This is a genomic window from Oceanicaulis sp. (assembly GCF_965284345.1).
In the GTDB taxonomy this organism is placed as follows: domain Bacteria; phylum Pseudomonadota; class Alphaproteobacteria; order Caulobacterales; family Maricaulaceae; genus Oceanicaulis; species Oceanicaulis alexandrii_A.
On record NZ_OZ260073.1, the window covers coordinates 116,628 to 140,284 of the forward strand.

Below are 23,657 nucleotides of genomic sequence, written 5' to 3' on the forward strand. Positions count from 1 at the left end.
GGCAATTGATCAGGGCCGCGCGATACGGCCGCCCGTAAGCGGTTGCGCAATCCCCGTCGTGCCCGGAAAGCTGAGCGGCAAGCCGCGCAACGTTCGCGCCGCCAGCACGGCGAAGGCTTCCGCCTCGATCAGATCGCCGCGCCAGCCCACGGCTTCCGCGCTGCAGACTGACAGACCTGTGACCTCGCTGATACGGCGCAGAAGGTCGGCATTCTTGCGCCCGCCGCCGCAAACGATCAGCCGCTCAGGACGCTCAAGACAAGCCTGAAGCCCCTGGCCAATGGCTTCCGCGGTGAACTGGCTCAGCGTCGCCGCGCCGTCCTCTACTGTCAGATTGCGCGCAGCATCAAGGGAGAAATCCCAACGGTCGAGCGATTTGGGGCCTTCCAGCGCAAAATGCGGGTGCGCCAGCAAGTCCGCCAGGCCCGCCTCATGCACGCGTCCTTCAGCGGCCAGGGCGCCGTCCCGATCCATGGTCTGGCCCGTACGTTCCTCCACCCAGGCGTCAATCAGTCCGTTGCCGGGCCCGGTGTCGAACGCGTCGAGCGTTCCGTCGGACCGGATGAGGGTCAGATTGGCGACGCCGCCAATATTGAGAACGCCCAAAGGCCGCTCAAGTCCTGACCCCTGCGCCAGCACGGCGTGATAAATCGGCGCCAGCGGCGCCCCTTGCCCCCCAGCATCCATGTCGGCGGTGCGAAAATCATACGCCACTGGTATGCCCAGACGCTGCGACAGCGCGGCGCCGTCACCCAGCTGACAGGTCCGGCCCGGTCGCCCCGGCTGTGGCGGGATATGGATGACCGTTTGTCCGTGAAAGCCCACCAGATCAATCTCGGCCAATGTCAGCCCGGCGTGCTCGGCCACAGCCTCAACGGCGCGTGCATGGGTCTGGGTGAGCACGTCTTCGGCCTGCTTGAAAATGTCAGGCTCCGCCCCTTCAAAGCGCCAGTCGAGCGCAGCATCGACCGCCGCTTTCAACACCGCGCGCTCTTGCGGGGCGAAGGCGGTTTCGCCGCCCGGGCCAAATCGGGTGATGGTCTCGCCGTCCGTTTCAAGCAAGGCTGCGTCCACACCGTCCAGCGAGGTGCCGCTCATCAAACCGATGCAGATCATGGCGTATCCTGTTGAGGCGTGTCTGTAGGCGGGTCGTCTGGGGCGTCTGGCGGCGTTTCAGCGTCATCAGCTGCGGTCTCGCGCGCTTCACGGGCCTGGGCCTGCTCCTCACGGCGTTCCGCCTCCAGCGCCTCTAGTTCGCGCTCCGCAGACGTGCCTTCGAAAATACGCCGGAAGACGCCCGGCGCGAGCGCAGAGAGCGGATTGGCGCTGACACGCGTTTCACTGAACGGGCCGCTGACCGAGAAAGTCACCCCGATCACGCCTTCCCCCCGACGTGAAGTCAGAAGCTCGCCGAGAACCGGAACCGAGCCCAGAACCGAATTGACGCCGTAAGAGGGTAAAAGCGTGCCGTTCACCGACATGCGTTCATCGCTGAAATCCACAAGCCCGTTCCAGGTCGCCCCCAGAGACGCCCCGGCGACGCGCGCCTCTCGCATCTCGATGATGCCGTCCTGCCAGACAAACTCACTCTGCAGACGCTCAAAGCCGATGCCCTGACCGCTCAGCAAACCTCCCAGCCCTTCCAGCGAGCCTGCGGCAAGGACCCGCGCCAGCAAAGGCATGCGGTTCAGTGTGAACGCGCCCACTTCGATCTCGCCGCTGACCCCGCCCGGCTGGCCCAAAGGCGGCGCCTCCCCGCTCAGCCTCAGGGACCCGCCATAAATATTGTCAAACCCGGCGAAGGCAGACAGCAACAGCCCCGCGTCCGGCCCCAAGGCGCTCAACCGGCGCACCCCGGTGTCCTGTTCAGGTTCAAACCGGACGATGACAGGACCTTGCGCTGCGTCAGCCTCCAGAACGAACCGCTCAACCCCTTCAGGCCGCACGTTCAGCACCAGCCCCACGTCGGTGAAGCGCTGATCACGCACCAGAACCCGGTCCAGAACACCTTCAAAATTCACCGAGGCGCCCAAGGTCACGCCGCCGCCCGACGGCGCCGCGATCCCGAACAGGTCTTCTGCATCCATGAACGGGCCCTGGACGGCGATCTGCAGCACCCCCTCCGGACCGTCGGGTCGGGAAATCTCTGCACTGAGGTCAAGCCTGTCGCGAACGAACACACGAGACGCCTGCGCCGCCAGCAAGCGCCCGTCCGGGGCCAGGTCCGCGCTGGTCTCCAGCGCCACGTCCTCGCCCGTGAGGCGCAGTTGGTTCAGCTGAACCGCGCCGTCCTCCGCCACCCCCGCCTGCAAGGATGCAGCGGCCGGCTCGCCGGCGGGCTTGTCCCACAGCCCTGCAGGCAAGGCGATGGCGGCGTTCTGAAGGTCAAGCTCCAGCGCCATTTGCGAGAAGGTGAGGCCCCGGCCTTCAATCGTCGCGTCAACGCCCACTGCTCCGTCCATGAAGCGCCGCAAGGGCAGGCCGAGCTGGTCCAGCTCTCGCGCGGTCATGACAGACGTCACGCGCACCTCAGTAGAATTGACCTCCGGCTCGAGCCCGAACGTCTCCGTCCAGATGATCTGAGCCTCCGCTGACGCGATCCGCGCCTCTCCTTCCGCGCGCAGCCCCTCAGGATTGACCGTCAGGGCCATTGTGCCGTCAGACAACGAGATGCCCGGCGGGCCCGCCGGGCCCGAAACCTCTTCAAACTGTCCCGAAATATCAAAACCCAGATCCTCGGCGGGAACCATGCGCAACATGGGACGGCGGATTTCAAACGCCAGCTCGCCCTGCCCGCCAAACGCTTCAGGCTCAAAGCCGTATTCGCTGGAAAGATTGAGCGGCGGCTCACTGACAAGCGCCAGGAAGTCCGAAACATCCCCCCTGCCCGTGCCGCCAAAGCGCGCCACGGCGCCTTTGGGATTCAGACGCGGAATGTCGACATAAATCCGCGTCGCTTCCAGCTCACCGATGGCGCCGCCCGCGCCTTCAAGACTTAAGGAGTTGCCTCTGAGCACCGCTTGTCCTGACAGCCCCAGCAGCGGCGTCATCGTGCTCATATAACGCACATCCGCATCGGAGAACTGGAAGCTGAGGGTCAGATCTTCATCCGAGAGTGTTTTGGCGGCCAGCGCCTGGGCGGTGAGGTTCAGGTCGAGCGTCGCATTGGTCACCCGACCGTCCAGAATGCTGTCTCGCACCCAGTCCCGGGCGCCGAGCGCGAAATTGACCGGCCAGTGATTGAGGACATCCGTCTTGGTGAGCGCGCCTTCAACGGGACCGCTGAGTTTGACGGTGGGCAGCAAGCCCGCAATGGTCGGCTCCAATGCCAGCGAGCCCGTCATCGACGCGCTGGCGGCGGGCAGCACCGCGTCCAGCATGTCAAAACTGATCAGGCTTTCTTCAATATCCATGACCCCCGCCAGTTCGGCGGAGCGCCATTGGAGCGGCTCGGGAAAGGCGCCGTTAAGATCAAGACGCCCCGCACCGGACGTCAGCTCATAGCGCGCCCGCGCCGGGATTGCGTCGTCATAGTCGGAAAAGTCATAAAGCGCGCCGGTCAGCGACAAGGACAATAGGTCTGAATCCACCTCCACAGTCTGCAGATCGAGGCGCCCCGCCTCCACATCCAGGGCAGCGTCAATGCGGGCGTCGCGTATGGCGGTCTGTCCGCTGGCGGTGCGCACAACCCCGGACTGCGCCACCATTTGAAGACTGGCCTGACGCAGGCCCTCTTCTCGCGAGGCGTCAAACACGAGGTGCATGTCGAACGGCGCGTCCAGCGCGGATACGCCCGCAAACGGGCCTTGCAAGGGCGCAGCCGCCGCCGGCACCAGATTGGACAGGCGCGCCTCGACAAAAACGCTGTCCAGCGATCGGCCTGTCTGCACATCCAGCGTGATCGGCGCCATGCCGGCGGAGGTGACCAGCCCGCCTTCCGCCCGCAGCGACACCACGCCGTCTGACAGATTCACCGCGCCGCCCATGTCCGTGAACAGCCCGGTCCAATCATGATATTCCTCACGCACCTGCAAGGTGACGTCAGAGACATCCACCATCAACAAGCGTGCAAACACCCGGCTGGCCTGGTCCATATCGAAATCAGGCGTGACGCTGTCGTTTTCCTGGGTGGCGCCGAAGCGGTCATCCAGCGCGCCCAGCCCGCCGGTCAGACGGCCCAGCTCGTCTCGGTACAGCCAGAGCGTGCCGCCGCGCGCCTCAAGGCTGACGGGCGCGATCCGTCCGGTCATCAACAGGTCGAGCGCCAGTCCTGCTTCGATCAGCTCTGACGAAATGACGACATCGCCTGTCTCACGCGTGATGCGAACATCGCGCGCCGTCACCACAAGGGCGGCGAGCGCCGGATCGAAGCTGATTTCAAGATCGCCGATGACAGCCGCGTCGCCCTTCACCGCGTCCAGAAGAACTTCGGTGACGACAGGGCGGATCATCTCGGCGTTGACCGGGCCCTCCGCGAGGCGCCACAACGCCGCGCCGAACGCCACCACAGCCAGCGCCAGCAGCGCGGCGATCGCTTCAAGCACATAGAGAAGGGACAGACGAGCGATACGGCGCATATGAACTCAAAGTCGGGTCGCGACTGGACGTGGCGGGGCGAATTGACAATCTTCCAGGCCGAAGCACGGCAAATCATCATTAAGGACGACACTCATGAGCGAGCTTAAGCCCGGCGACAAGGCCCCAGACTTCACGCTTCCTGCAGATGGCGGCCGACAGGTGTCATTACGTGAGCTGAAGGGCAAATCCGTCGTCCTGTACTTTTATCCCAAGGATGACACGCCCGGCTGCACGACCGAGGCCATCGGCTTTTCCGAGCATATCGATGCGTTCAACGCCGAAAACGCAGTTGTCATCGGCCTGTCCAAAGACACCGTAGCCAAGCATGACAAGTTTCGCGACAAGCATGAGCTGAAAGTCGTGCTGGCGTCAGACGAAGACGGCGCCGTCACCGAGGCCTATGGCGCCTGGGTGGAGAAGAACATGTATGGGCGTAAATACATGGGCATTGAACGTTGCACCTATCTGATTGGTTCCGACGGCGTGATCCAGCAGGTCTGGCGCAAGGTGAAGGTCAAAGGCCATGTGGAGGCGGTTCTGGACGCGGTGAAATCTGCGTGACGACGCTGCAGCCCAAACCTTGCGTGATGGAGGCGGCGGCGCGCGTGGTCGCAACCGCCGCCCCTGACGCCAAAACCCGGCTGGCGCGGGAGACCGCCGCCGCCTGGCGATCAGGCGAACTCGACTTGCCCGAAACCGGCGCCCCCTCCCGCGCGCCGTCTGCGCCAGGCCGTCCGCTACGCCCGGAGCTGAAACCGCCTGGACAAACGCCGCGGCGCAGGCTGGGCAGTCTTGAGGGGCGCTTCGCCCTGATGCATGCCGTCGCGCATATCGAATTCAACGCCATTGATCTGCATTTTGACATGGTCGCCCGTTTCGCAGGCGATCCCAGAATTGCGGACGATCAGCGCGCCGCCTTTGTGTCAGACTGGATCAGCGTCGGCGATGACGAAGCGCGTCATTTCACCATGGTGCGTGATCGTCTTCAGCAGATGGGCGGCGATTATGGCGATCTGGCGGCCCATGACGGGCTCTGGGAGGCGGCGCAAAACACGGCGCATGATCTGGCGGCGCGGCTTGCCGTCGCACCCCTGGTGCTCGAAGCGCGCGGGCTGGACGTCACGCCGCCCATGATCGAGAAGCTCTCCAGCGTGGGGGATGCTGACAGCGTCGCCATCCTGAGCGTGATCTATGAAGAGGAAGTGGGCCATGTCGCCGCAGGCGCGCGCTGGTTTGATCATGTGTGCCGCGATGAGACCGAGACGCCCGAACACTGCTTTCACAGGCTGGTTTCAACTTATTTCAGCGGCGCGTTGAAGCGTCCCTTCAATGAGGACGCCCGAGCGGCGGCGGGCTTGCCGGGATGTTTCTACCAGCCTTTGGCTGAACAGCTTTCCTGAAACCAGGACTTGCATCTGACGCCGACGCACGGAACATTTTCATTCCTGTCCCTTAGGGATCGGAACAAGGCTTGCAACGGATCAGTTGATAAACGATGCGTTATCATGCGAGATAGCGCATCGAGGGGCGAGGATAGCGAGGCGAACGCAGTCGGATGGTGAAACGACTACTGGCCGGGCCGTGGGAGCAGATCAAGCAACGCTTCCCTGATCGGCAGATCTATCATCGGACCGAGGGTCAGGTGAGATACTTCGCTATCACGACCGAGATGCAACTCTCGGCAATCGGGGGCGTGTGTCTGCTGGCGGTCTGGCTGTCTCTTACCACCGTCGGCATGCTGCTCGACGGGCGAGCCGATCAGCGCGTCAAACAACAATTCGCCCAGATCGAAGCCGAATATCAAAACGAGGTTGATGAAGCGCGCGCCGCCGAGGCCGCCGCCATCGCCTATATGGAATCGCGCACCGACGCCTTTGACCGCACGGCGGGCGAATTCCAGATGCGCCATGACACGCTTCGCCGCCTTCTGGACTTCGCCGACGATCTGTCGGTCGGGGAAGAGCGAGAGAGCCCCAGCATGGATGAAGGTCGAATCTTGATGGCCGCCTCGCCCGCCGATCCTGATCCGCGCCAGGCGCTGCTGGATCCGGTCGGGGAAGAAGCTTTTGACGGCCTGGCTGAAGAGCGTGTCGCCGCGCTTCTGGCCGATCAGGAAGCCGCCCTGGCCGAAGCCGAGAACGCCGCAGAACGCCGCCTTGAGAATTTGCGCGCAGTCTTGCGTCTGACCGGCATGCGGGTGGATGAAGCCATGCAGGAAGGCCCGCTGGAGGGTGAAGACGGCGGGACCGGCGGCCCTCTGATCAGTCTCGATCAGGCGCCGCTGTTCAGCGATGCGCTTAATCTCGATGACCCCTTCAATGCGCGCGTCGCCCGCATCGCCAACCGGATTGTGGAAAGCGAACAGGTGGAAAACCTGCTCAACGCCACGCCTCTGGGACTGCCGATCGACGGGCCTTTCCGCGAGACATCGCGGTATGGCGCCCGCATCGACCCGTTCACGCGCCGTCTGGCCATGCATGCCGGCAAGGATTTCGCCGCCTTTAGAAACGCACCTATTGTGGCGCCTGCGCCGGGTGAGGTCGTTTACGCGGGCTGGCGAGCCGGGTATGGTCGCACTGTCGAAGTGGATCACGGATACGGGTTCCGCACACGATATGGCCATCTTCACGCTATCGACGTCCGCCGCGGCGATGAGGTGGAGCTGGGCCAAAGACTGGGGGGGATGGGATCGACCGGACGTTCCACCGGCACGCATCTCCATTATGAAATCTGGTTCCGCGGCGAACACATTGACCCCGAAGATTACATAAGAGCCGGACGCTATGTTCACTAAAAAAGATACGCCCCCCAGCGACAGTCACGCCGCCGCCGTCCCCGCTCCGACCAAGAGGTCCGCCATGAAAACCAAAGCCCCATCCATTCTGAGCGCTGATCTGAAAATCACCGGCTCCATCGTGTCAGACGGCGAAGTTCAGCTGGACGGCGCTGTGGAAGGCGATGTTCGCGCAACGGACCTGACGATCGGCGAAGAAGCCTCCATCAAGGGCGAAGTGGTCGCCGAAAACGTGGTCATCCGTGGCCGCGTGGTCGGCTCGGTTCGCGCCCGCCAGGTGCAGCTCTCTGCGACCGCCCGCGTGGAAGGCGATGTGATCCACGCGACGCTCGCCATTGAGAGCGGCGCCTTCTTTGACGGCCTGTGCAAGCGCTCTTCGGATCCGCTGTCGGACGCCAAATCCTCATCGGGGTCGTCCAGCAAACCGGCCGCACAGAGCGGCAGCGGCAGCGCCTCCACGTCATCCAGCACCGCCTCCTCCACCCCGCCGCCGGCCGCCGCCGCCAGCGCGGACAAGGCGGTCGCCAACGACCCGTTCACCTCGAAATCCTAGGGTTTCAGGTACAGACACAGAAAAAGGGCCGGCGTATCGCCGGCCCTTTTTTGTATTCCGTGTCCGCGCCGGGTTTTAATCCTCTTCGGACTTGCCCACGCGTTGGGCCAGCGCCGCGCCCATGAAGTCGTCCAGATCGCCGTCCAGCACCCCTTGGGTGTCTGACGTTTCAACCTGGGTGCGCAGATCCTTGACCATCTGATAGGGCTGCAACACGTAAGAGCGGATCTGGTGGCCCCAGCCGATATCGGTCTTGGATTCGGCGTCGGCCTGGGCCGCTTCCTCGCGCTTTTGCAGCTCCAACTCGTACAGGCGGGCGCGCAGCATGGTCCAGGCGTTCGACCGGTTCTTGTGCTGGGAGCGATCGGTCTGGCACGCCACCACGATGCCGGTGGGCTCGTGGGTCAGGCGCACGGCGGAATCGGTCTTGTTGATGTGCTGACCACCCGCGCCGGACGCGCGATAGGTGTCCACGCGCACATCCTTGTCCTCGATCTCGATATCGATGGTGTCGTCCACCAGTGGATAGGTCCAAACCGAGGCGAAGCTGGTATGTCGACGCCCCGAGCTGTCATAGGGCGAGATGCGCACCAGGCGGTGCACGCCCGCCTCGGTCTTCAGCCAGCCATAGGCGTTATCGCCCTTGACAAGGATAGTGATGGATTTCAGACCCGCCTCTTCACCGGCCTGCGCCTCGATCACTTCAACCTTGTAGCCGGATTTCTCCGCCCAGCGCGTATACATGCGCGCCAGCATGGACGCCCAGTCCTGGGCTTCGGTGCCGCCGGCGCCGGGATGGATTTCCAGATAGCTGTCATTGCTGTCGGCCTCGCCAGACAACAAGGCTTGCAGCTCCGCCTTGCCGGCGCGCGCCTTGAGCCCCCGCAGCGCGGTCGCCGCCTCTTCATACAGCTCTTCATCGCCGTCCAGCTCGGCCATCTCGGCCAGCTCCAGCGTGTCAGCAAGATCGGTGTCGATCTCACGCACTTCGGTCATGGACTGGTCAAGCCGGTTACGCTCACGCATGAGCGCCTGGGCGTCGCTGGGCCGGTCCCAGAATGTGGGGTCTTCGGCCTTGGCGTTCAGTTCATCAAGTCGTTTCTCAGCCGTAGGCCAGTCAAAGACGCCTCCGTAGCAAGGCGGTGGACTGTTCGATGGCGTCTTTGAGTTCAGCGATCTCGGCGCGCATGGCGGATCTCCTGATAGTCTGGGAAAGAGGGTGGATCGGGTCGATAAACGAGGCGCAGCCCCCGGACAAGGGACTGCGCCTGTTGTGGGCTTTAAAATCTGCGAGGCTGGGATCTAGTAAAGCCCGCCCAGCGTATCCTCGTCGTCATCATCATCGTCTGCATCGTTTGGCGCGCCCGAGGAGAAATCCACGCCCAGCGCATTGGCGCCAAAGCTCAGCGTTTCCTCTGCATTGGTCTGGCCGCGCTGCGGCTCGGTGCCGGGTTTGAACGCTTCCAGGATCACGCCGGGGCGACCGATGACGGACGGTTCGCCGGTCTCGCGATCAATCGGCGCCAGGCTCACCCCGTCGGGCACCCGGAACGGGCTGACCGAATAGGTTTCGAGCGCCGCGCCCAGGAAGTCGGCCGCCACCGGCGCCGCAACCCGGCCGCCTGCCTCGCCCGACCCGAGCGGTCTGGGCGTGTCAAAGCCCACATAGACGCCCACCACCAGATCAGGACTGAAGCCCACAAACCAGGCGTCGTGGAAGTCGTTGGTGGTGCCCGTCTTGCCACCCAGCGGACGCCCCAGAGAGCGCAAGGCCGTGGCTGTGCCGCGCTGAACAGCGCCTTCGAGCATATGCACGATCTGATAGGAAGTGACTGGGTCTATGATCTGCTCGCCCAACTCGGGCAATTGCGGCTCGTTCAGGGAAGACTCGTATCCGCCAGGCACGTCACACCCGACGCAGTCGCGCTGGTCGTGAATATAGATCGTCTCGCCCGATCGGGCCTGAACCCGGTCGATCAGCGCCGGCTCGATCAGAAGGCCGCCATTGACCAAAGCGCCATAGGCGCCGATCAGCCGCATCAACGTGGTCTCACCCGCGCCCAGCGACATGGCGAGAGTAGGCTGAAGATCGTCATATATGCCAGTCCGTTCGCCGATATCCACGACAGGGGCCATGCCCATATCCTGCGCCAGGCGCACCGTCATGACGTTACGTGACAATTCCAGCCCCCGCCGCAGCGTGGAGGGGCCGTAAAACACCTCTGAATAGTTCTGCGGGCGGTAAAAGCGCATTTCGGCGTCGCCCGACGCCACGAAGGGCGCGTCAAGAATGATCGAGACAGGCGTGTAATCGTTCTCAAGCGCCGCAGCATAGACAAACGGCTTGAACGAGGACCCCGGCTGACGGCGCGCCTGGACGGCGCGGTTAAACTGGCTGTGCTGGAAGGAATAGCCGCCCACCATCGCCAGAACCCGGCCCGTGAACGGGTCAATCGCAACAATGCCGCCATTGACGTCCGGCAACTGCCGCAAGCCGTAATGATCGTCCTCTACGGTTTGCTCCGGCGCGTCCTCGGCGACCAGATCCTCAACGATGACCACATCACCCAGCTCGAAGACGTCAGACGGCCGCCCAATGGCGCCGCCCGTGCGCGGGAAGCCATCCTCGTCCCGACGCGGCTCACGCGCCCAGGCCAGAGCGTAAAGCGGAATGCGGCCGCGGGTGCGATCGGCGAACCCGATCAGCGCATCGCTGTCCGTCATTTCCAGAACCACAGCCAGACGCCAACCCTCATCAAGGTCTGCTGGCGGATCGATCTCCGCCAACTGGTCCGGCCAGGCGTCAAAGCTCTCCATCTGCGCGACCGGACCGCGATAGCCGTGGCGGCGATCATAGGTCTCAAGTCCATCCCGCAAGGCCGCACGGGCGGCCAGCTGCATGCGGGTGTCCAGCGTGGTGCGGATCGACAGCCCGCCTTCATAGAGCTGATCCTGGCCGTAGCGGTTGAAGACTTCGCGACGCACTTGCTCGACGAAATACTCCGCCGCCAGATATTCGTCACCATCCAGCCGCTCGGCGGTCTCCAGCGGCGTCTGCATCGCCGCTTCACCCTCTTCGCGGCTGATGACGCCATTGGCGATCATGCGTGAGAGCACCCAGTTGCGGCGGCCAATGGCGGCTTCGGTATTGCGGGTCGGATGATAATTGCTCGGCCCTTTGGGCAGGGCGGCCAGATAGGCCGCTTCGTGCAATTCCAGCTCGTCCAGCGATTTATCAAAATAGTTCAACGCCGCAGCGGCGATGCCGTACGCGCGATTGCCGAGGTAAATCTCGTTGAGATAGAGCTCGAGGATCTGGTCCTTGGTGAAGGCGCGCTCCATCCGACGCGAAATGACGATCTCGCGAATCTTGCGGTCGATGCGCTGGTCGGAGCTGAAGAGGAAGTTCTTGGCCACCTGCTGGGTGATGGTTGAGCCCGATTGCAGCGCCGCGTTCGGATTGCGCAGACGCGCAATCACCGATCGGATGCCGCCCCGGATCATGCCCAGATAATCCACGCCGCCATGATTGTAGAAATTCTTGTCCTCGGCGGACAGATAGGCGTCGATGACGAGCGGCGGAATATTCTCGATCGGCACGAAGACGCGGTGCTCGATGGCGTATTCCTGAATCAGGCGTCCATCGCCAGCATGCACCCGGCTCATGATCGGGGGTTCATATTCCGCAAGCTGCTGATAATCAGGCAGGTCTTCAGTGACGCGCACCACATAGACAGCAATGGCGATTGACGCCACCACGCCTAAGACCACCGCCGCGCCGGCGCCCCAGATCAAGGCACGCAACGCGTTTTTCCAACTCAACAGCTTCATCTTGCCCTCATAGACGGCGCGCAAGGCCTGCCCGCCCCCGCCTTATTACGCCCTCAGATGGCGCTATTATGGCGTGTCTCAGGCGTCAACCCAATGGCGGATTCCGCACAGGTCCAGATTAACGGGTGCTGGAGGCGCTCGCCGTGTTCTGGGCGATATAGCGATCCGAGCCGCCGCCCTGGCAATGAGCGAAGTGCTCATCAATGGCGGACGCCGCCGATTGCATCAGCCGCCGACGGTCCGTGGCGCTGTTCAGGCGCCGGGCGTCACTGCGATTGGTCAAAAAGCCCATTTCGAACAGGACCGCTGGCACTTCCGCGTCGATCAGCACCGCAAAATTGGCGCGCATGGCCGTCTCACGGAACAAGGGCTGCACCCGGCCGACTTCGGTGCGAAGCGCGTCCGCGAAGCGTTCGGACTGGCTTTCCTTGTTGGTCAGGGACATCTCGACAAGGATGCGGGAGACCTCTTCAGGCCGGTTGGGGTCCACCCAGTCACCCTGGCTGATCGCGCGGCTGCGTGCGCGGTCTACGGCCCGGTGATTCATCGAATAGACGGTTGCGCCTTCAGGCCCCGTCGAATCGCCGGCCGAATCTGCGTGAAGGGAGATGAACAGATCCGCCTCGGCCTGACGCGCGATTTCGACGCGATCATACAGATCGACGTACACATCGCGGTCCCGGGTCATGATGACCTCATAGCGTCCGGTGGCGTTCAGGAGGTCGCGCAGGACCAGACCGGCCGCCAGATTGACATCCGCTTCATCCCCGCCGCCGAACCGCGCCAGTGCGCCGGGATCACGGCCGCCATGCCCGGGGTCGATCACCACTCGCACAGCCTCACACGCGGGCGGCGCTGCGGACACGACCGCATTTTCCACAAGGAACTGCGCCATATTTCTGCTTTCCGACGGAAAGCCAGAGGTTTGCTGGAACGCCGTCGCCCCCACAGGCGCCAGATCCACGACCGTGCGGTAGCCGCCGCCATCAGGGGCGAGCGAAAAATGATGATCAACAGTGGACGGCGAGTTCAGCGCAAACACCAGACGTGGCGCGCCGGCCTGTCCGTCAAACTGAAACCGGCCCACAAGCCCCTCGCCTTCGCCCTGTCGATTGGGCAAGGTTGGAACATCCCAGCCTGCCTGATCAAAGGAGACCACCAGGCGCGAGACCGGCTCAGCCAGCGTAAAGGCGCGCGAATCAAGCGGCGTTTCGCTTTCAATGACGATGCGGGTATGGGTTTCGTAGGCGCCGAAGCGCACATTTGTAATATCAGACGCCATCGCCGAACCGGCGGACAGCGTCAGGGCGCAAGCTACAAGACCCGCTAAAAATCGCATTCCGACCACCACCATGCCGAAGTCCCAAACGGGCTTTGCGTCATTTTACGTCGCGCAAATGCTCCGATGAAAATCACTGTAGAACGCCACGCCTTGAGATTCGGTTAGCGAGTCCTTACCGAGAGTCTAACACGGTGTAGCTCGCTTTTCATTGGCGACATTCTCGTGCAATGTGATTATGTTCGAGATTGGGATCAGGCGCGTTCGCGCGCCGCCCACATGAACACCCTTGAAGATCCGCCCCAGGGCGCAAATCTTCAAAGCACACAGATTTCTGGACGACGCGGGAGGGCTCACGCCCGCCGCCGGCGCCAAAAGCCAGAATGACTGGCGCTCGGGTGACGCTCCGAATCAGGACGCGCCCCTGCCCGGTTAAGGACAGACCCATGATGCGCGCTCCCGCCGCGAGATCATCTTTAGTAAGAACAGATCGCCGTCGAGCGCGTTCCTGCAACAATCGCCGCACGTCTGAAGCCGCCTCCTCGTTGAGCGCGGCTTTCGCCATGCGGTATGGAGCGTATTTTAATGTCACGCAAAATGCTGATCGACGCCGCCCACCCGGAAGAGACCCGGGTGGTGATTGTCGACAACAATCGGGTTGAGGAATTCGATTTTGAATCGGCCTCCAGAAAGCCGATTCGTGGAAACATCTATCTCGCCAAAGTCACGCGTGTAGAGCCTTCGCTACAGGCCGCATTCGTCGAATATGGCGGTAACAAGCACGGCTTTCTCGCCTTCAACGAGATACATCCCGATTACTATCAGATCCCCCATGCGGATCGTGAAGCGCTGCGCGAAGCGGAAGCGGAAGCGACCGGCGATCTGAATGACGACGCCGGCCCTGACGACGACAATGAAGACGCGCCAACGCCTGATGAAGACGATCTGATTGACGAAGCGGCGCGCCGTCGCCGCTCCTTCATGCGCCGCTACAAGATTCAGGAAGTGATCAAGCGCCGTCAGGTGCTGCTGGTGCAAGTGGCCAAGGAAGAGCGCGGCAATAAGGGCGCGGCGCTGACGACCTATCTGTCGCTGGCCGGCCGGTATTGCGTGCTGATGCCCAATACCGCGCGCGGCGGCGGCATTTCACGCAAGATCACCAACGCCCCTGATCGCAAACGTCTGAAATCGGCGGTGTCCGAACTGGCCGTGCCCCAAGGCATGGGCCTGATCATCCGCACCGCTGGGGCTGCGCGCACCAAGGTCGAGATCAAACGCGATTACGACTATCTGATCCGGCTGTGGGAGACGATCCGCACCACGACGCTGGAATCGAGCGCCCCCAAGCTGATTTATGAAGAAGGCAATCTCGTCAAACGAGTGATCCGCGATCTCTACGACAAGGAGATCGACGAGGTGCTGGTGGAAGGCGAGGACGCATATAAGGAGGCCAAGGCCTTCATGCGCATGCTGATGCCCAGCCACGCCAAGAAGGTACAGCATTATCGCGACGCCACGCCGCTTTTCCTGCGTCATCAGGTGGAAAGCCAGCTTGAGGCGATCCATTCCCCCGTCGCGCAGCTGAAATCAGGCGGCTATATCGTCATCAACCCGACCGAGGCGCTGGTTTCCATCGATGTGAACTCCGGCAAGGCGACCAAGGAACGCAATATCGAGCAAACCGCGCTCAAGACCAATATGGAGGCGGCCGAGGAAGCCGCTCGCCAGATGCGTCTGCGCGACCTCGCCGGCCTGCTCGTGATCGACTTCATCGACATGGACGAGAACAAAAACGTTCGCGCCGTAGAGAAGAAGATGAAGGATTCGCTCAAGCGTGACCGCGCCCGCCTGCAAGTGGGCCGTATCTCGCAATTCGGCCTGATGGAGATGAGTCGTCAGCGTCGGCGCACCTCGCTGGTGGAAGGGTCGAGCAATGTCTGCCCGCATTGTCAGGGCTCGGGCCATATGCGCTCGATCGAATCCAGCGCTCTGGTCGCCCTGCGCTCGCTGGAAGAGGAAGGCGTGCGCGGCCGCACGTCCAAAGCGCGCCTGGTCTGCGCCCCGGAAGTGGCGCTCTATATTCTCAACGAGAAACGCGATCATCTCACCGCGATTGAAGCGCGCTATGACATGAGCGTGACGGTGGACGCGGATGACAGCCTGATCCGCCCTGACTGTACTCTTGAACGTCTTGAGAGCCGCAGCGAAGCAGCGCGCGCCGAAGCGAAAGCCGCCCGCGCCGACACCCCGCTGACCAGCGCGGCCGCCGTCGTCGCCGATATCGATGAAGACGACGACATCGAGGATACGGAAGAAGACGAGGCGACTGAAGAGCGTGAGGACCGCGGTGAACGCCCGGCGCGCACCGCGTCTGACGAGACCAATGAAGACGGCTCGAAAAAACGCCGCCGGCGCGGCCGCCGCGGTGGTCGCAATCGTCGCAAGCGCAATGATGAGGCCGGATCCTCGGACGACGCCCTGTCGGCTCTGGACGGGACCGAGGAGACTGACGGCGAAACCGGAACCGAGTCTGTGTCCAAGGACGCTGACGCATCCGATGGTGTCGCGGGCCTTCAAGTGATCGAGCCGTCTGAATCTGAACCCATTGGTGCTCAGACCGACGATGATGACACGCCGCCCCGGCGCAAACGCCCCAGCCGTCGCCGTCGCAAACCGGCCGGCCAGAGCGAGGCCGCTCAGGATGAAGCGGGCCAGATCGAGACGAGCGCTCAGGACGCGCCCGCGTCTGAAGCGCAGGCCGAGGATGCGCCGGCGGAGGCCGCCAGCGACGCTGGCGACGAGACGGCGCCGGCCAAGCCCAAGCGCAGCCGCCGCACGCGTAAAAAACCTGCCGATGACGTCGCGGACACTTCGGAGGCTCAAGCGTCTGAAGCAGACGCCCCTGCAGCGGCTGAGGGTGATGCGGCGGCAGACAAGCCCAAGCGTCGCACGCGCCGCAAGAAGGCCGAACCCGTTGCTGAAGCGTCCGCCGAAGGCGACGCGCCCAGCGAAGAGGCCGCTCAGGCGGACGCCGACAAACCCAAGCGACGCACCCGCCGCAAGAAAGCGGAACCGGCGGCTCAAGCGGACACCACCGATACGGCGGCCCGCGAAGCCATGGAGCAGGCCAGTTCTCCTGCGCCTGAGCCTCAAGCCGCCAGCGAGAGCGACGCCAAGCCCGAACAGAGCGCGCCGACAGAACCGGCCCCGCCAGCGGCTGATCAGGCCAGCGATGACGAAGGATCAGACGAGAACCGCCCCGCGAAACGCGGCTGGTGGCAACGTTCGTCGAAATTCCTAGGCCTGAGCTAAACACGCGAACGGCGCCGGTGGTCACACTTCCGGCGCCGTTCTCACGTTTTCTGGCGTGCAGACGGACAGAAGGATAGACTGTTGTCTTCCAGAGCTGGCTGACACGAAGGACGCTTGCATTGCGTATGCTCAAACCCTTACGGACCGGCGTGACCCGCATCGCCGCCGCAGCAAGTCTGGCGCTCGCCAGTCTGGCGGGTGCTCACGGACAGAGCCTGATCCGAGACACCGAGACTGAGCGCGCCATGCGCGAATACACCGACCCGTTGCTGGAAGCGGCCGGGCTCGATGTGAGCGCCGTGGATTTCTATCTGGTCGGCGATATGGATTTTAACGCCTTCGTCACCGGCGGACAGAATATCTTCCTGAATACGGGCACTATCGTCCGCGCCGAAACTCCAAACGAAATCAAAGGCGTCATCGCTCACGAAATCGGCCATATCGAAGGCGCGCACATCATCCGGCGCGGCGAAGCCAGCCGAGCGGGTCTGGCCACCATGGCCGCTTCGTTTGGCGTGGGACTGATCGCGGCCCTCGCTGGCGCGCCAGATGCGGGCGCGGCCATCATGGCCTCCGCCCCGCAATTTGGTCAGCTGAACATGCTGACCTATACCCGCGCTCAGGAAGCCTCCGCCGACCAGGCCGCCGTGCGCTTTCTGACCGAGACCGGGCAATCGGGCCGCGGTCTGGTGGCGACGTTTGAACGTCTCGCCTATCAGGAACGAATCTCGTTTCAGCGCCGGTGGGAATATTTCCGCTCTCACCCGTTGTCGTCAGATCGGGTGGCGGCGCTGCGCCGTAATGTGGAAGCATCCGGTTTCGCCGATGTTCCTGACAGTGCGGAGGAGATCGCCGAGCTGCAACGCCTGCAGGCCAAGATCATCGGGTTCATGGCGCCCCCCGCTCAGACCTTTTCACGCTATCCCGACAGCGACACATCCATCCCGGCGCGCTATGCCCGGGCGGTGGCCTATTACAAGCAAGGCCTGACCGACAACGCCGAGAGCGCGGTCAATGAATTGCTCGAGCTTGAGCCTGACAATCCCTATTTTTACGAGCTCAAAGGCCAGATGCTGTATGAGAGCGGTCTGATCGAACGCTCAATCGAGCCCTATCGCCGCTCCATTGAATTGCTGCCCGATGCGCCGCTGCTCCGCATCGGTTACGCGTCTGCGCTGATCGCCACCAATGACGAAGAGAACGCGCGAGAAGCGCTGAGCCAATTGCGCATCGCCCTGGTGAGCGAGCCGCAAAATCCCTATGCCTGGTTCCAGCGCTCACTGGCGCATCAGCAATTGGGTGAAACGGCGTTGGCGGAGCTGTCTACAGCGGAACGCGCCTATGCGGTCGGTGACGAAATGCAGGCGCATATCTTCGCCACCCGGGCTCATGAAGAGCTTGAACGCGGCACTGAAGCCTGGATCCGCGCGACGGAAATCCTGGCGGTCACCCGGCCCGACAGCCGGGAATTGCGGAACTGGAACCGCCGCGAGCGCGAGCGTCAGCCCAATTTCCAGCATCTGGATCGCGGCGCTCTGTTACAGCCCTAAACGGGCTTGTGATTGTGCCAGAGCGCAGAACCGCGTTAAACGCGGGAACAAATGATTTCTGACTGATGACTGGAGTTTTCATGCGCATCTTGCTGCTCGCCCTCGCCGCCGCTTTCGGCATGACCGCTTGCGCCCCGGCGCAAGAACCCGCCAATCGCGCCGAAATCGAGCAGATTGTGCGCGATTACATCCTGACCAACCCCGAGATCATCGAGGAAGCGCTGATCGAGCTGCAGCGTCGCGCGCGCCAGCGCGAGCAGGACGCCATGCTCGGCGCAGTCACCTCCAGCGAAGACCGACTATACGCCGACGCCCGGGACCCGGTTATGGGCGCAGACAGCCCGGTCGTGACCGTGATCGAGTTCTTTGACTATCGCTGCCCGTATTGCACCGTCTCGAACGAATGGATTCAATCCGTTTTGGAAGAGCATGGCGACCAGGTGCGTTTCATCTTCAAGGAATTTCCGATCCGGGGCGAGCAATCCACGAACGCTGCGCGCGCCTCGCTCGCAGTCTGGCGGATCGCGCCTCAATCCTATGAGGCGTTTCACAACGCCCTGATGAACGCCAGCGGCCCGCTGCCGGATGAACGGATCGACGCCTTCGCCGTCACCGCCGGGGTGGATGTGGCGGCCATGCGTGCTGAAATGGCCTCAGACGAGATCACTCGTCAGCTGAGCGATGTGCGCGAGCTGGCCCAGGCCATCGGCATCACCGGCACGCCCTTCTTCATCGTCGGCGAAACGGTCGTTCCCGGCGCCGATATCGACAGCCTCAACCGCCTGGTGAACGACGCGCTGTCGCGTTAAGCGTGATGACTGACGGCGCCGGGACAAGTCCCGGCGCCGTTTACAGCTTGTTTTCCGCTTGTGGTTAATCATCCCTGCGAACCTGGAGGGGATGATGAAACACCTGACGATCCTGATGGCCGCCTGTGCGGCGCTGACCCTGACCGCTTGCGCCAGCCGCGACGCCGTTTCCGCGCGCCAGACGCCGCAGCCTCTGGACACGCAGACCCTCCGCGTCGACGCCGCCAGCCCCTTCTATCATCAGATGGCGCTTGGCCCGGTCACGGGAACGTCCCAGTTTTCCTGGTTTCTGCCCGAACCCAATCGCTCGATCCTGCGCCCGCGGTTTGAAACCGCGCTGGAACAGGCCGGTCTCGCCGCGCCTGACCGCAATCAGGCGCGCTATGTGATTTCGCTCGATTTCGATCAGGTGGACGGGCCCGATTTCGGCTCGCACATGGATGCGGCCTTGCTCGGGCGCGTCTGGATTGAAGACCGCCTGACCGGCCGGGTCATCATGAACGAACCGGTGTCCGCCCGCCGCGAGGCCTATTGGCCCGGTGTCGATGAAGCTGACTGGGCCACAGGCGGGGTTCTCGGCGTCTTTAACATCGTCCCATTTTTCTTTGACAGCCCCTGGTTCAGCGTCGGCGCCCGCTGGGACACCACCTATCCGCCTTATGCCGGACCGGAATGGCTGCCGCTTGTTCCGATCCGCCTGCGTGAGACTGACACCGAGCTGATGGTCGGCCCATCGGGGCGATCCTATGGGGCCTGGTCCGGAGCCGAGCGCGCCTGGCAGGTGAACGCCCTGGTCAGCGACGCCCTCGTCGCCGCGGTCATGCGCGGCATGGCGGATCGCGGAATGCTGCAGATCAGCCATGTCTTGCCCTGTCTGGGCGGCACGGCCATGCGTGAGCATGAACAGGCCCTTCTGGGCCGCGGCGAACGCGTCTCACGCCCGGTCTGCATGGAAGTGCAGGATGACCTGCCTGTAGGCGCTGAAGCGCTACGGCGGTCTCGCTGATCAACAGGCGGGCGGCTCAGGCTTGATCCGCCCGTCCTCAAGGATCTGCCAGAACGGATTATGCGCCACTTCCCACGCATGTCCGTCCGGGTCGGCGAAATAGCCGGAATGGCCGCCCCAGAAGACGTCTTCTGCCGGTTTGAGCACACACCCGCCCAGCTGCGCGGCCCGGTCCAGAATCGGCTGCACCTCATCTCGGCTGCGCACATTATAGGCTAGCGCCACTCGCCCGTTCGGCGGGTTCTGACGCCCCATATCCGCGTCCAGCGCCTCGCCGCCGAAGAAACCCACGATCACGCCGTTCAAATCAAAGAAGACGATCTGATCGCTCTCGGACGGCAGTGCGGACCAGCCCATGCCCTCATAAAAAGCGCGTGCGCGAACGAGATCTGAAACCCCGAGCGTAATCATAGAAATGCGTTGTTCCATGGCGTCCTCCCTATACCCAGACACTTTGGAACATTACAAGAACTCGCGCAAGCAGATCAGATCAAGCCCGCCAGCGGGCTCGACGGATCGGCATAGCGCTTTTTCGGCATCCGCCCCGCCAGATAGGCGTCACGGCCCGCGATGACCGCATGCTTCATAGCTTTGGCCATGCGGATGGGGTCTTTCGCCTCGGCGATGGCGGTGTTCATCAAAATGCCGTCACACCCAAGCTCCATGCCCACAGCGGCGTCTGACGCCGTGCCGACGCCCGCGTCCACGATCACCGGCACCTTCGCCTCTTCGATAATCAGACGAATATTCACCGGGTTCTGGATGCCCAAGCCCGAGCCGATCGGCGCGCCCAAGGGCATGATCGCGCAGGCGCCCGCCTCTTCCAGGCGCTTGGCGTAAACCGGATCGTCAGAGCAATACACCATGACCTCGAACCCTTCCTTGACCAGCATCTCGGTCGCCCGAAGGGTTTCGGCCATGTCCGGATAGAGATGCTTGGGATCTGAGAGCACTTCGAGCTTCACCAGGTCCCAGCCGCCCGCCTCGCGCGCCAGACGCAGAGTCCGCACGGCGTCCTCGCCCGTAAAGCACCCCGCCGTATTGGGCAGGAAGGTGTAGTCCTTGGGATCAATGAAATCGACGAGTCGCGGCTGGCTGGGGTCAGACAGGTTTACCCGCCGCACCGCCACCGTGATCATCTCAGCGCCAGAAGCGACCAGCGCCTGCGCGTTCTGCTCATAGGTCTTGTACTTGCCGGTGCCGATGATCAGGCGGGAGTTAAAGCTCCGGCCCGCCACGACCAGCGGGGCGTCGTCCTGTATCTGGGTCTGGGCCGTCATGGCTCACCCTCCTCCGACAAAATGCACGATTTCAAGTCGGTCGCCGGTCTCGATGCGAATCGCGTGATAGCCATCGCGCGGCGCGATTTCGAGATTGCGTTCCACGGCGACCTTGCGCGGATCAAGCTCAAGATGCTCCAGCAAGCCTTTCAGGCTTAAGCCGGAAGGGATTTGACGGCTTTCGCCGTTCAGCTCGACATTGATCTGGCTCATGACCTGCGTCCCACGCACGGGTTTGCTTGTTCACACCCCTATGAGGTCGTAGAACCAAGGCTGGCAGTCAAGGTGCGCTGGCGCCCTTCAGCCTGGCCGGAGTGAACAAAAGTGTCTGACCTCAAACCCGTCTTCGTACTCAACGGCCCCAATCTCAATCTGCTGGGAACGCGTGAGCCTGAGATTTACGGGACCACCACCCTCACAGATATCGAAGCGCTGTGCCGTCAGACGGCCGACTCGCTGGGCGTCGGGCTGGTGTTTGAGCAGACCAATCATGAAGGCGCGCTGGTGGAGCTGATTCACACCGCCGGCGCCAAGGGCTCGGCCATCGTGATCAATCCCGCCGCCTACACCCATACCTCCATAGCGCTGCTGGACGCGATCAAAGGGGTGGACGCGCCCGCAATTGAGGTGCATCTGTCCCAGCCTGTTGCGCGAGAGGCCTTTCGTGCTGTCTCTTATGTGTCACTTGCCGCCGCTGGCACCATCAGCGGTTTAGGCGCGCGCGGCTATGAGCTGGGGATTAGAGCCGCTGTGCAACTGGCGCAGGCGCGTGCGAAATAATGACTAGAAAGGGTAATGAACCTATGGCGTCCACCACGTCGAACCCGCAGGTCGATTCCAAGCTCGTGCGCGAGCTGGCCGATATTCTCAACGACACCGACCTTACCGAGATCGAAGTCGAAAAAGGCGAAATGCGTATCCGCGTTGCGCGCGAACTCACCGCTGCGCCCGCCGTATATGCTGCTCAGCCTGCGGCTGCGCCCATGGCCGCCGCGCCTGCGCCCGCTCCGGCCGCCGCGCCTGAAGCGCCGGCCGCCGTCAGCGCCGCCGACGCCAAAAGCCATCCCGGCGCCGTGACCTCGCCCATGGTGGGCACGGTGTATCTGCGTCCCTCTCCCGAGGCGGACCAGTTCAAGAAAGCCGGCGACAGCGTGAAGGAAGGCGACACCATTTTGCTGGTTGAAGCCATGAAGACCTTCAATCCCATCACCGCGTCCAAATCGGGCACCCTCACCGAGCTTCTGGTCGATGACGCCCAACCGGTGGAATACGGCGAAGCCCTGTTCATCATCAGCTAGGCGGTCGCTCATGTTCGATAAAGTCCTTATCGCCAATCGCGGCGAGATCGCCTTGCGGGTCCACCGGGCCTGTAAGGAAATGGGCATCAAGACGGTGGCGGTTCACTCCGAAGCCGACGCCAACGCCATGCACGTCAAGCTGGCTGATGAAAGCGTGTGCATTGGTCCGCCGCCCGCGGGCCGGTCCTATCTCAACGTGCCCGCCATCATGGCCGCCGCCGAAATCACGGGCGCGCAGGCGATCCACCCCGGCTATGGCTTTCTGTCCGAGAACGCCCGCTTCGCCGAGATCGTGGAAGCGCACGGCCTGACCTTCATTGGTCCGACCGCAGACACGATCCGCCTGATGGGCGACAAGATCACTGCCAAGCAAGCAGCGGTGGACGCCGGCATTCCGGTCGTGCCTGGCTCTGACGGCGCGATCACCGATATGGTTGAAGCGCGCAAGGTCGCCCTGAAAATCGGCTTCCCTGTGTTGATCAAGGCCGCCTCTGGCGGCGGCGGTCGCGGCATGAAAGTCGCCGAGAGCGAAGACACGCTGGAAAGCGCGCTGCAGACGGCGTCCTCTGAAGCCCAGGCGGCTTTTGGCGACGGCGCGGTGTATATAGAGAAATATCTCGGTCAGCCGCGGCATATCGAAATCCAGGTCATCGCCGACACCCATGGCAATGTGGTGCATCTGGGCGAGCGCGACTGCTCGCTTCAGCGCCGTCACCAGAAAGTGCTTGAAGAAGCGCCCTCCGTCGCCCTCGATGAGGCGGCGCGCGCCAAGATCGGCAAGACCGTGACGGACGCAGTGAAAGCGATCGGCTATCGCGGCGCCGGCACGGTGGAGTTCCTCTATGAGAACGGCGAGTTCTATTTCATCGAAATGAACACCCGTCTCCAGGTGGAGCACCCGGTGACTGAAGCCATCACCCGCATCGACCTGGTGCGTGAGCAGATCCGGGTCGCCGCGGGCCATGAGCTGAGCTTCACCCAGGACGACATCAAGCTTGAAGGCTGGTCCATCGAGTGCCGCATCAATGCGGAGAACCCCGAAACCTTCACGCCCTCCCCGGGCACGGTGACCGAGTTCCACGCACCCGGCGGTCTGGGAGTGCGGCTCGATAGCGCGCTCTATACCGGCTACAAGATCCCGCCCTATTATGACTCCATGATCGGCAAGCTGATCGTGCACGGGCGTGATCGCGAAGAGGCCTTGCTGCGTCTCAAGCGCGCCTTGTCGGAAATGGTCGTCAGCGGTGTCGAAACGACGATACCGCTGCACCTGGCGCTTCTGGAAGAACCCGCCTTCCTGACGGGGGATTACCATATCCGCTGGCTGGAAAGCTGGCTCGCCGAGCGTCAAGGCTCGTAAGCGCGGA

General features: G+C 63.0%; 19 protein-coding genes. 11 read left to right on the forward strand and 8 right to left on the reverse strand.

What is annotated here, in order from left to right; all coding sequences use genetic code 11:
- Nucleotides 1-9 precede the first annotated feature (9 nt).
- Nucleotides 10-1,116 (reverse strand): anhydro-N-acetylmuramic acid kinase, encoded by a 1,107-nt coding sequence (locus ACQ66J_RS00580; protein ID WP_430430046.1) that lies wholly within the window; start codon nt 1,114-1,116, stop codon nt 10-12.
- Nucleotides 1,113-4,577: a DUF3971 domain-containing protein gene (locus ACQ66J_RS00585; protein ID WP_430430048.1), complete on the reverse strand. Its 3,465-nt coding sequence runs from the start codon at nt 4,575-4,577 to the stop codon at nt 1,113-1,115. Before ACQ66J_RS00585 ends, ACQ66J_RS00580 begins: the two co-directional genes overlap by 4 nt.
- 94 nt (nt 4,578-4,671) lie before the next feature.
- Between ACQ66J_RS00585 and bcp the strand changes: the two genes are divergently transcribed.
- The 4 genes from bcp (at nt 4,672) to ACQ66J_RS00605 (ending at nt 7,925) form a co-directional block, all read left to right on the forward strand.
- Nucleotides 4,672-5,139, forward strand: coding sequence for a thioredoxin-dependent thiol peroxidase (gene bcp, locus ACQ66J_RS00590; RefSeq protein ID WP_430430050.1), 468 nt, complete (start codon nt 4,672-4,674; stop codon nt 5,137-5,139).
- The gene (locus ACQ66J_RS00595; protein ID WP_430430052.1) at nt 5,136-5,978 is read left to right on the forward strand and encodes a ferritin-like domain-containing protein; all 843 of its coding nucleotides are present in this window, start codon (nt 5,136-5,138) and stop codon (nt 5,976-5,978) included. Before bcp ends, ACQ66J_RS00595 begins: the two co-directional genes overlap by 4 nt.
- A 155-nt stretch (nt 5,979-6,133) precedes the next feature.
- Nucleotides 6,134-7,372: a M23 family metallopeptidase gene (locus ACQ66J_RS00600; RefSeq protein WP_430430054.1), complete on the forward strand. Its 1,239-nt coding sequence runs from the start codon at nt 6,134-6,136 to the stop codon at nt 7,370-7,372.
- Between the two features lie 64 nt (nt 7,373-7,436).
- On the forward strand, nt 7,437-7,925 hold the full coding sequence (locus ACQ66J_RS00605; RefSeq protein ID WP_375548906.1) for a bactofilin family protein: 489 nt from the start codon (nt 7,437-7,439) through the stop codon (nt 7,923-7,925).
- A 75-nt stretch (nt 7,926-8,000) separates the two neighbouring features.
- On the opposite strand, the gene prfB is transcribed toward ACQ66J_RS00605, so the two are convergent.
- From prfB to ACQ66J_RS00620, 3 genes are all read right to left on the reverse strand, one after another.
- A protein-coding gene (prfB, locus tag ACQ66J_RS00610; protein WP_430430057.1) for a peptide chain release factor 2 occupies nt 8,001-9,114 on the reverse strand; the annotation gives its coding sequence in 2 pieces (ribosomal slippage) (nt 8,001-9,044 and nt 9,046-9,114; 1,113 coding nt in all).
- A 113-nt stretch (nt 9,115-9,227) separates the two neighbouring features.
- Nucleotides 9,228-11,756, reverse strand: a complete 2,529-nt coding sequence (locus ACQ66J_RS00615; protein WP_430430059.1) for a penicillin-binding protein 1A — start codon at nt 11,754-11,756, stop codon at nt 9,228-9,230.
- Between the two features lie 118 nt (nt 11,757-11,874).
- Nucleotides 11,875-13,095 (reverse strand): N-acetylmuramoyl-L-alanine amidase, encoded by a 1,221-nt coding sequence (locus ACQ66J_RS00620; protein WP_430430061.1) that lies wholly within the window; start codon nt 13,093-13,095, stop codon nt 11,875-11,877.
- A gap of 525 nt (nt 13,096-13,620) precedes the next feature.
- On the opposite strand from ACQ66J_RS00620, the gene ACQ66J_RS00625 reads away from it, so the two are divergent.
- The 4 genes from ACQ66J_RS00625 to ACQ66J_RS00640 all read left to right on the forward strand — a co-directional run bounded on the left by ACQ66J_RS00625 (nt 13,621) and on the right by ACQ66J_RS00640 (nt 19,712).
- Nucleotides 13,621-16,347, forward strand: a complete 2,727-nt coding sequence (locus ACQ66J_RS00625; RefSeq protein ID WP_430430063.1) for an Rne/Rng family ribonuclease — start codon at nt 13,621-13,623, stop codon at nt 16,345-16,347.
- Between the two features lie 125 nt (nt 16,348-16,472).
- Nucleotides 16,473-17,897 carry a M48 family metalloprotease gene (locus tag ACQ66J_RS00630; protein WP_430432212.1) on the forward strand — a complete coding sequence of 475 codons (1,425 nt, stop codon included), beginning with the start codon at nt 16,473-16,475 and terminating at the stop codon, nt 17,895-17,897.
- An 80-nt stretch (nt 17,898-17,977) separates the two neighbouring features.
- A complete protein-coding gene (locus ACQ66J_RS00635; RefSeq protein WP_375548901.1) occupies nt 17,978-18,706 on the forward strand; it encodes a DsbA family protein in 729 nt (242 codons plus the stop codon).
- 94 nt (nt 18,707-18,800) lie between these two features.
- Nucleotides 18,801-19,712, forward strand: a complete 912-nt coding sequence (locus ACQ66J_RS00640) for a hypothetical protein (protein ID WP_430430065.1) — start codon at nt 18,801-18,803, stop codon at nt 19,710-19,712.
- On the opposite strand, the gene ACQ66J_RS00645 is transcribed toward ACQ66J_RS00640, so the two are convergent.
- Genes ACQ66J_RS00645 through thiS form a run of 3 tightly spaced genes read right to left on the reverse strand, consistent with a single transcriptional unit; the run spans nt 19,713 to nt 21,205 of the window.
- Nucleotides 19,713-20,141, reverse strand: coding sequence for a VOC family protein (locus ACQ66J_RS00645; RefSeq protein ID WP_375548899.1), 429 nt, complete (start codon nt 20,139-20,141; stop codon nt 19,713-19,715).
- A 56-nt stretch (nt 20,142-20,197) separates the two neighbouring features.
- Nucleotides 20,198-20,992 (reverse strand): thiazole synthase, encoded by a 795-nt coding sequence (locus ACQ66J_RS00650; protein WP_430430068.1) that lies wholly within the window; start codon nt 20,990-20,992, stop codon nt 20,198-20,200.
- Between the two features lie 3 nt (nt 20,993-20,995).
- Complete coding sequence (thiS, locus tag ACQ66J_RS00655) at nt 20,996-21,205, reverse strand: sulfur carrier protein ThiS (protein WP_430430070.1); 210 nt, start codon at nt 21,203-21,205, stop codon at nt 20,996-20,998.
- 111 nt (nt 21,206-21,316) lie between these two features.
- On the opposite strand from thiS, the gene aroQ reads away from it, so the two are divergent.
- Genes aroQ through accC form a run of 3 tightly spaced genes read left to right on the forward strand, consistent with a single transcriptional unit; the run spans nt 21,317 to nt 23,650 of the window.
- Nucleotides 21,317-21,772, forward strand: a complete 456-nt coding sequence (gene aroQ / locus ACQ66J_RS00660; RefSeq protein WP_430430072.1) for a type II 3-dehydroquinate dehydratase — start codon at nt 21,317-21,319, stop codon at nt 21,770-21,772.
- Between the two features lie 23 nt (nt 21,773-21,795).
- Nucleotides 21,796-22,290: an acetyl-CoA carboxylase biotin carboxyl carrier protein gene (gene accB, locus ACQ66J_RS00665; RefSeq protein ID WP_430430074.1), complete on the forward strand. Its 495-nt coding sequence runs from the start codon at nt 21,796-21,798 to the stop codon at nt 22,288-22,290.
- A 10-nt stretch (nt 22,291-22,300) separates the two neighbouring features.
- Nucleotides 22,301-23,650: an acetyl-CoA carboxylase biotin carboxylase subunit gene (gene accC, locus ACQ66J_RS00670; protein WP_430430076.1), complete on the forward strand. Its 1,350-nt coding sequence runs from the start codon at nt 22,301-22,303 to the stop codon at nt 23,648-23,650.
- Nucleotides 23,651-23,657 lie beyond the last annotated feature (7 nt).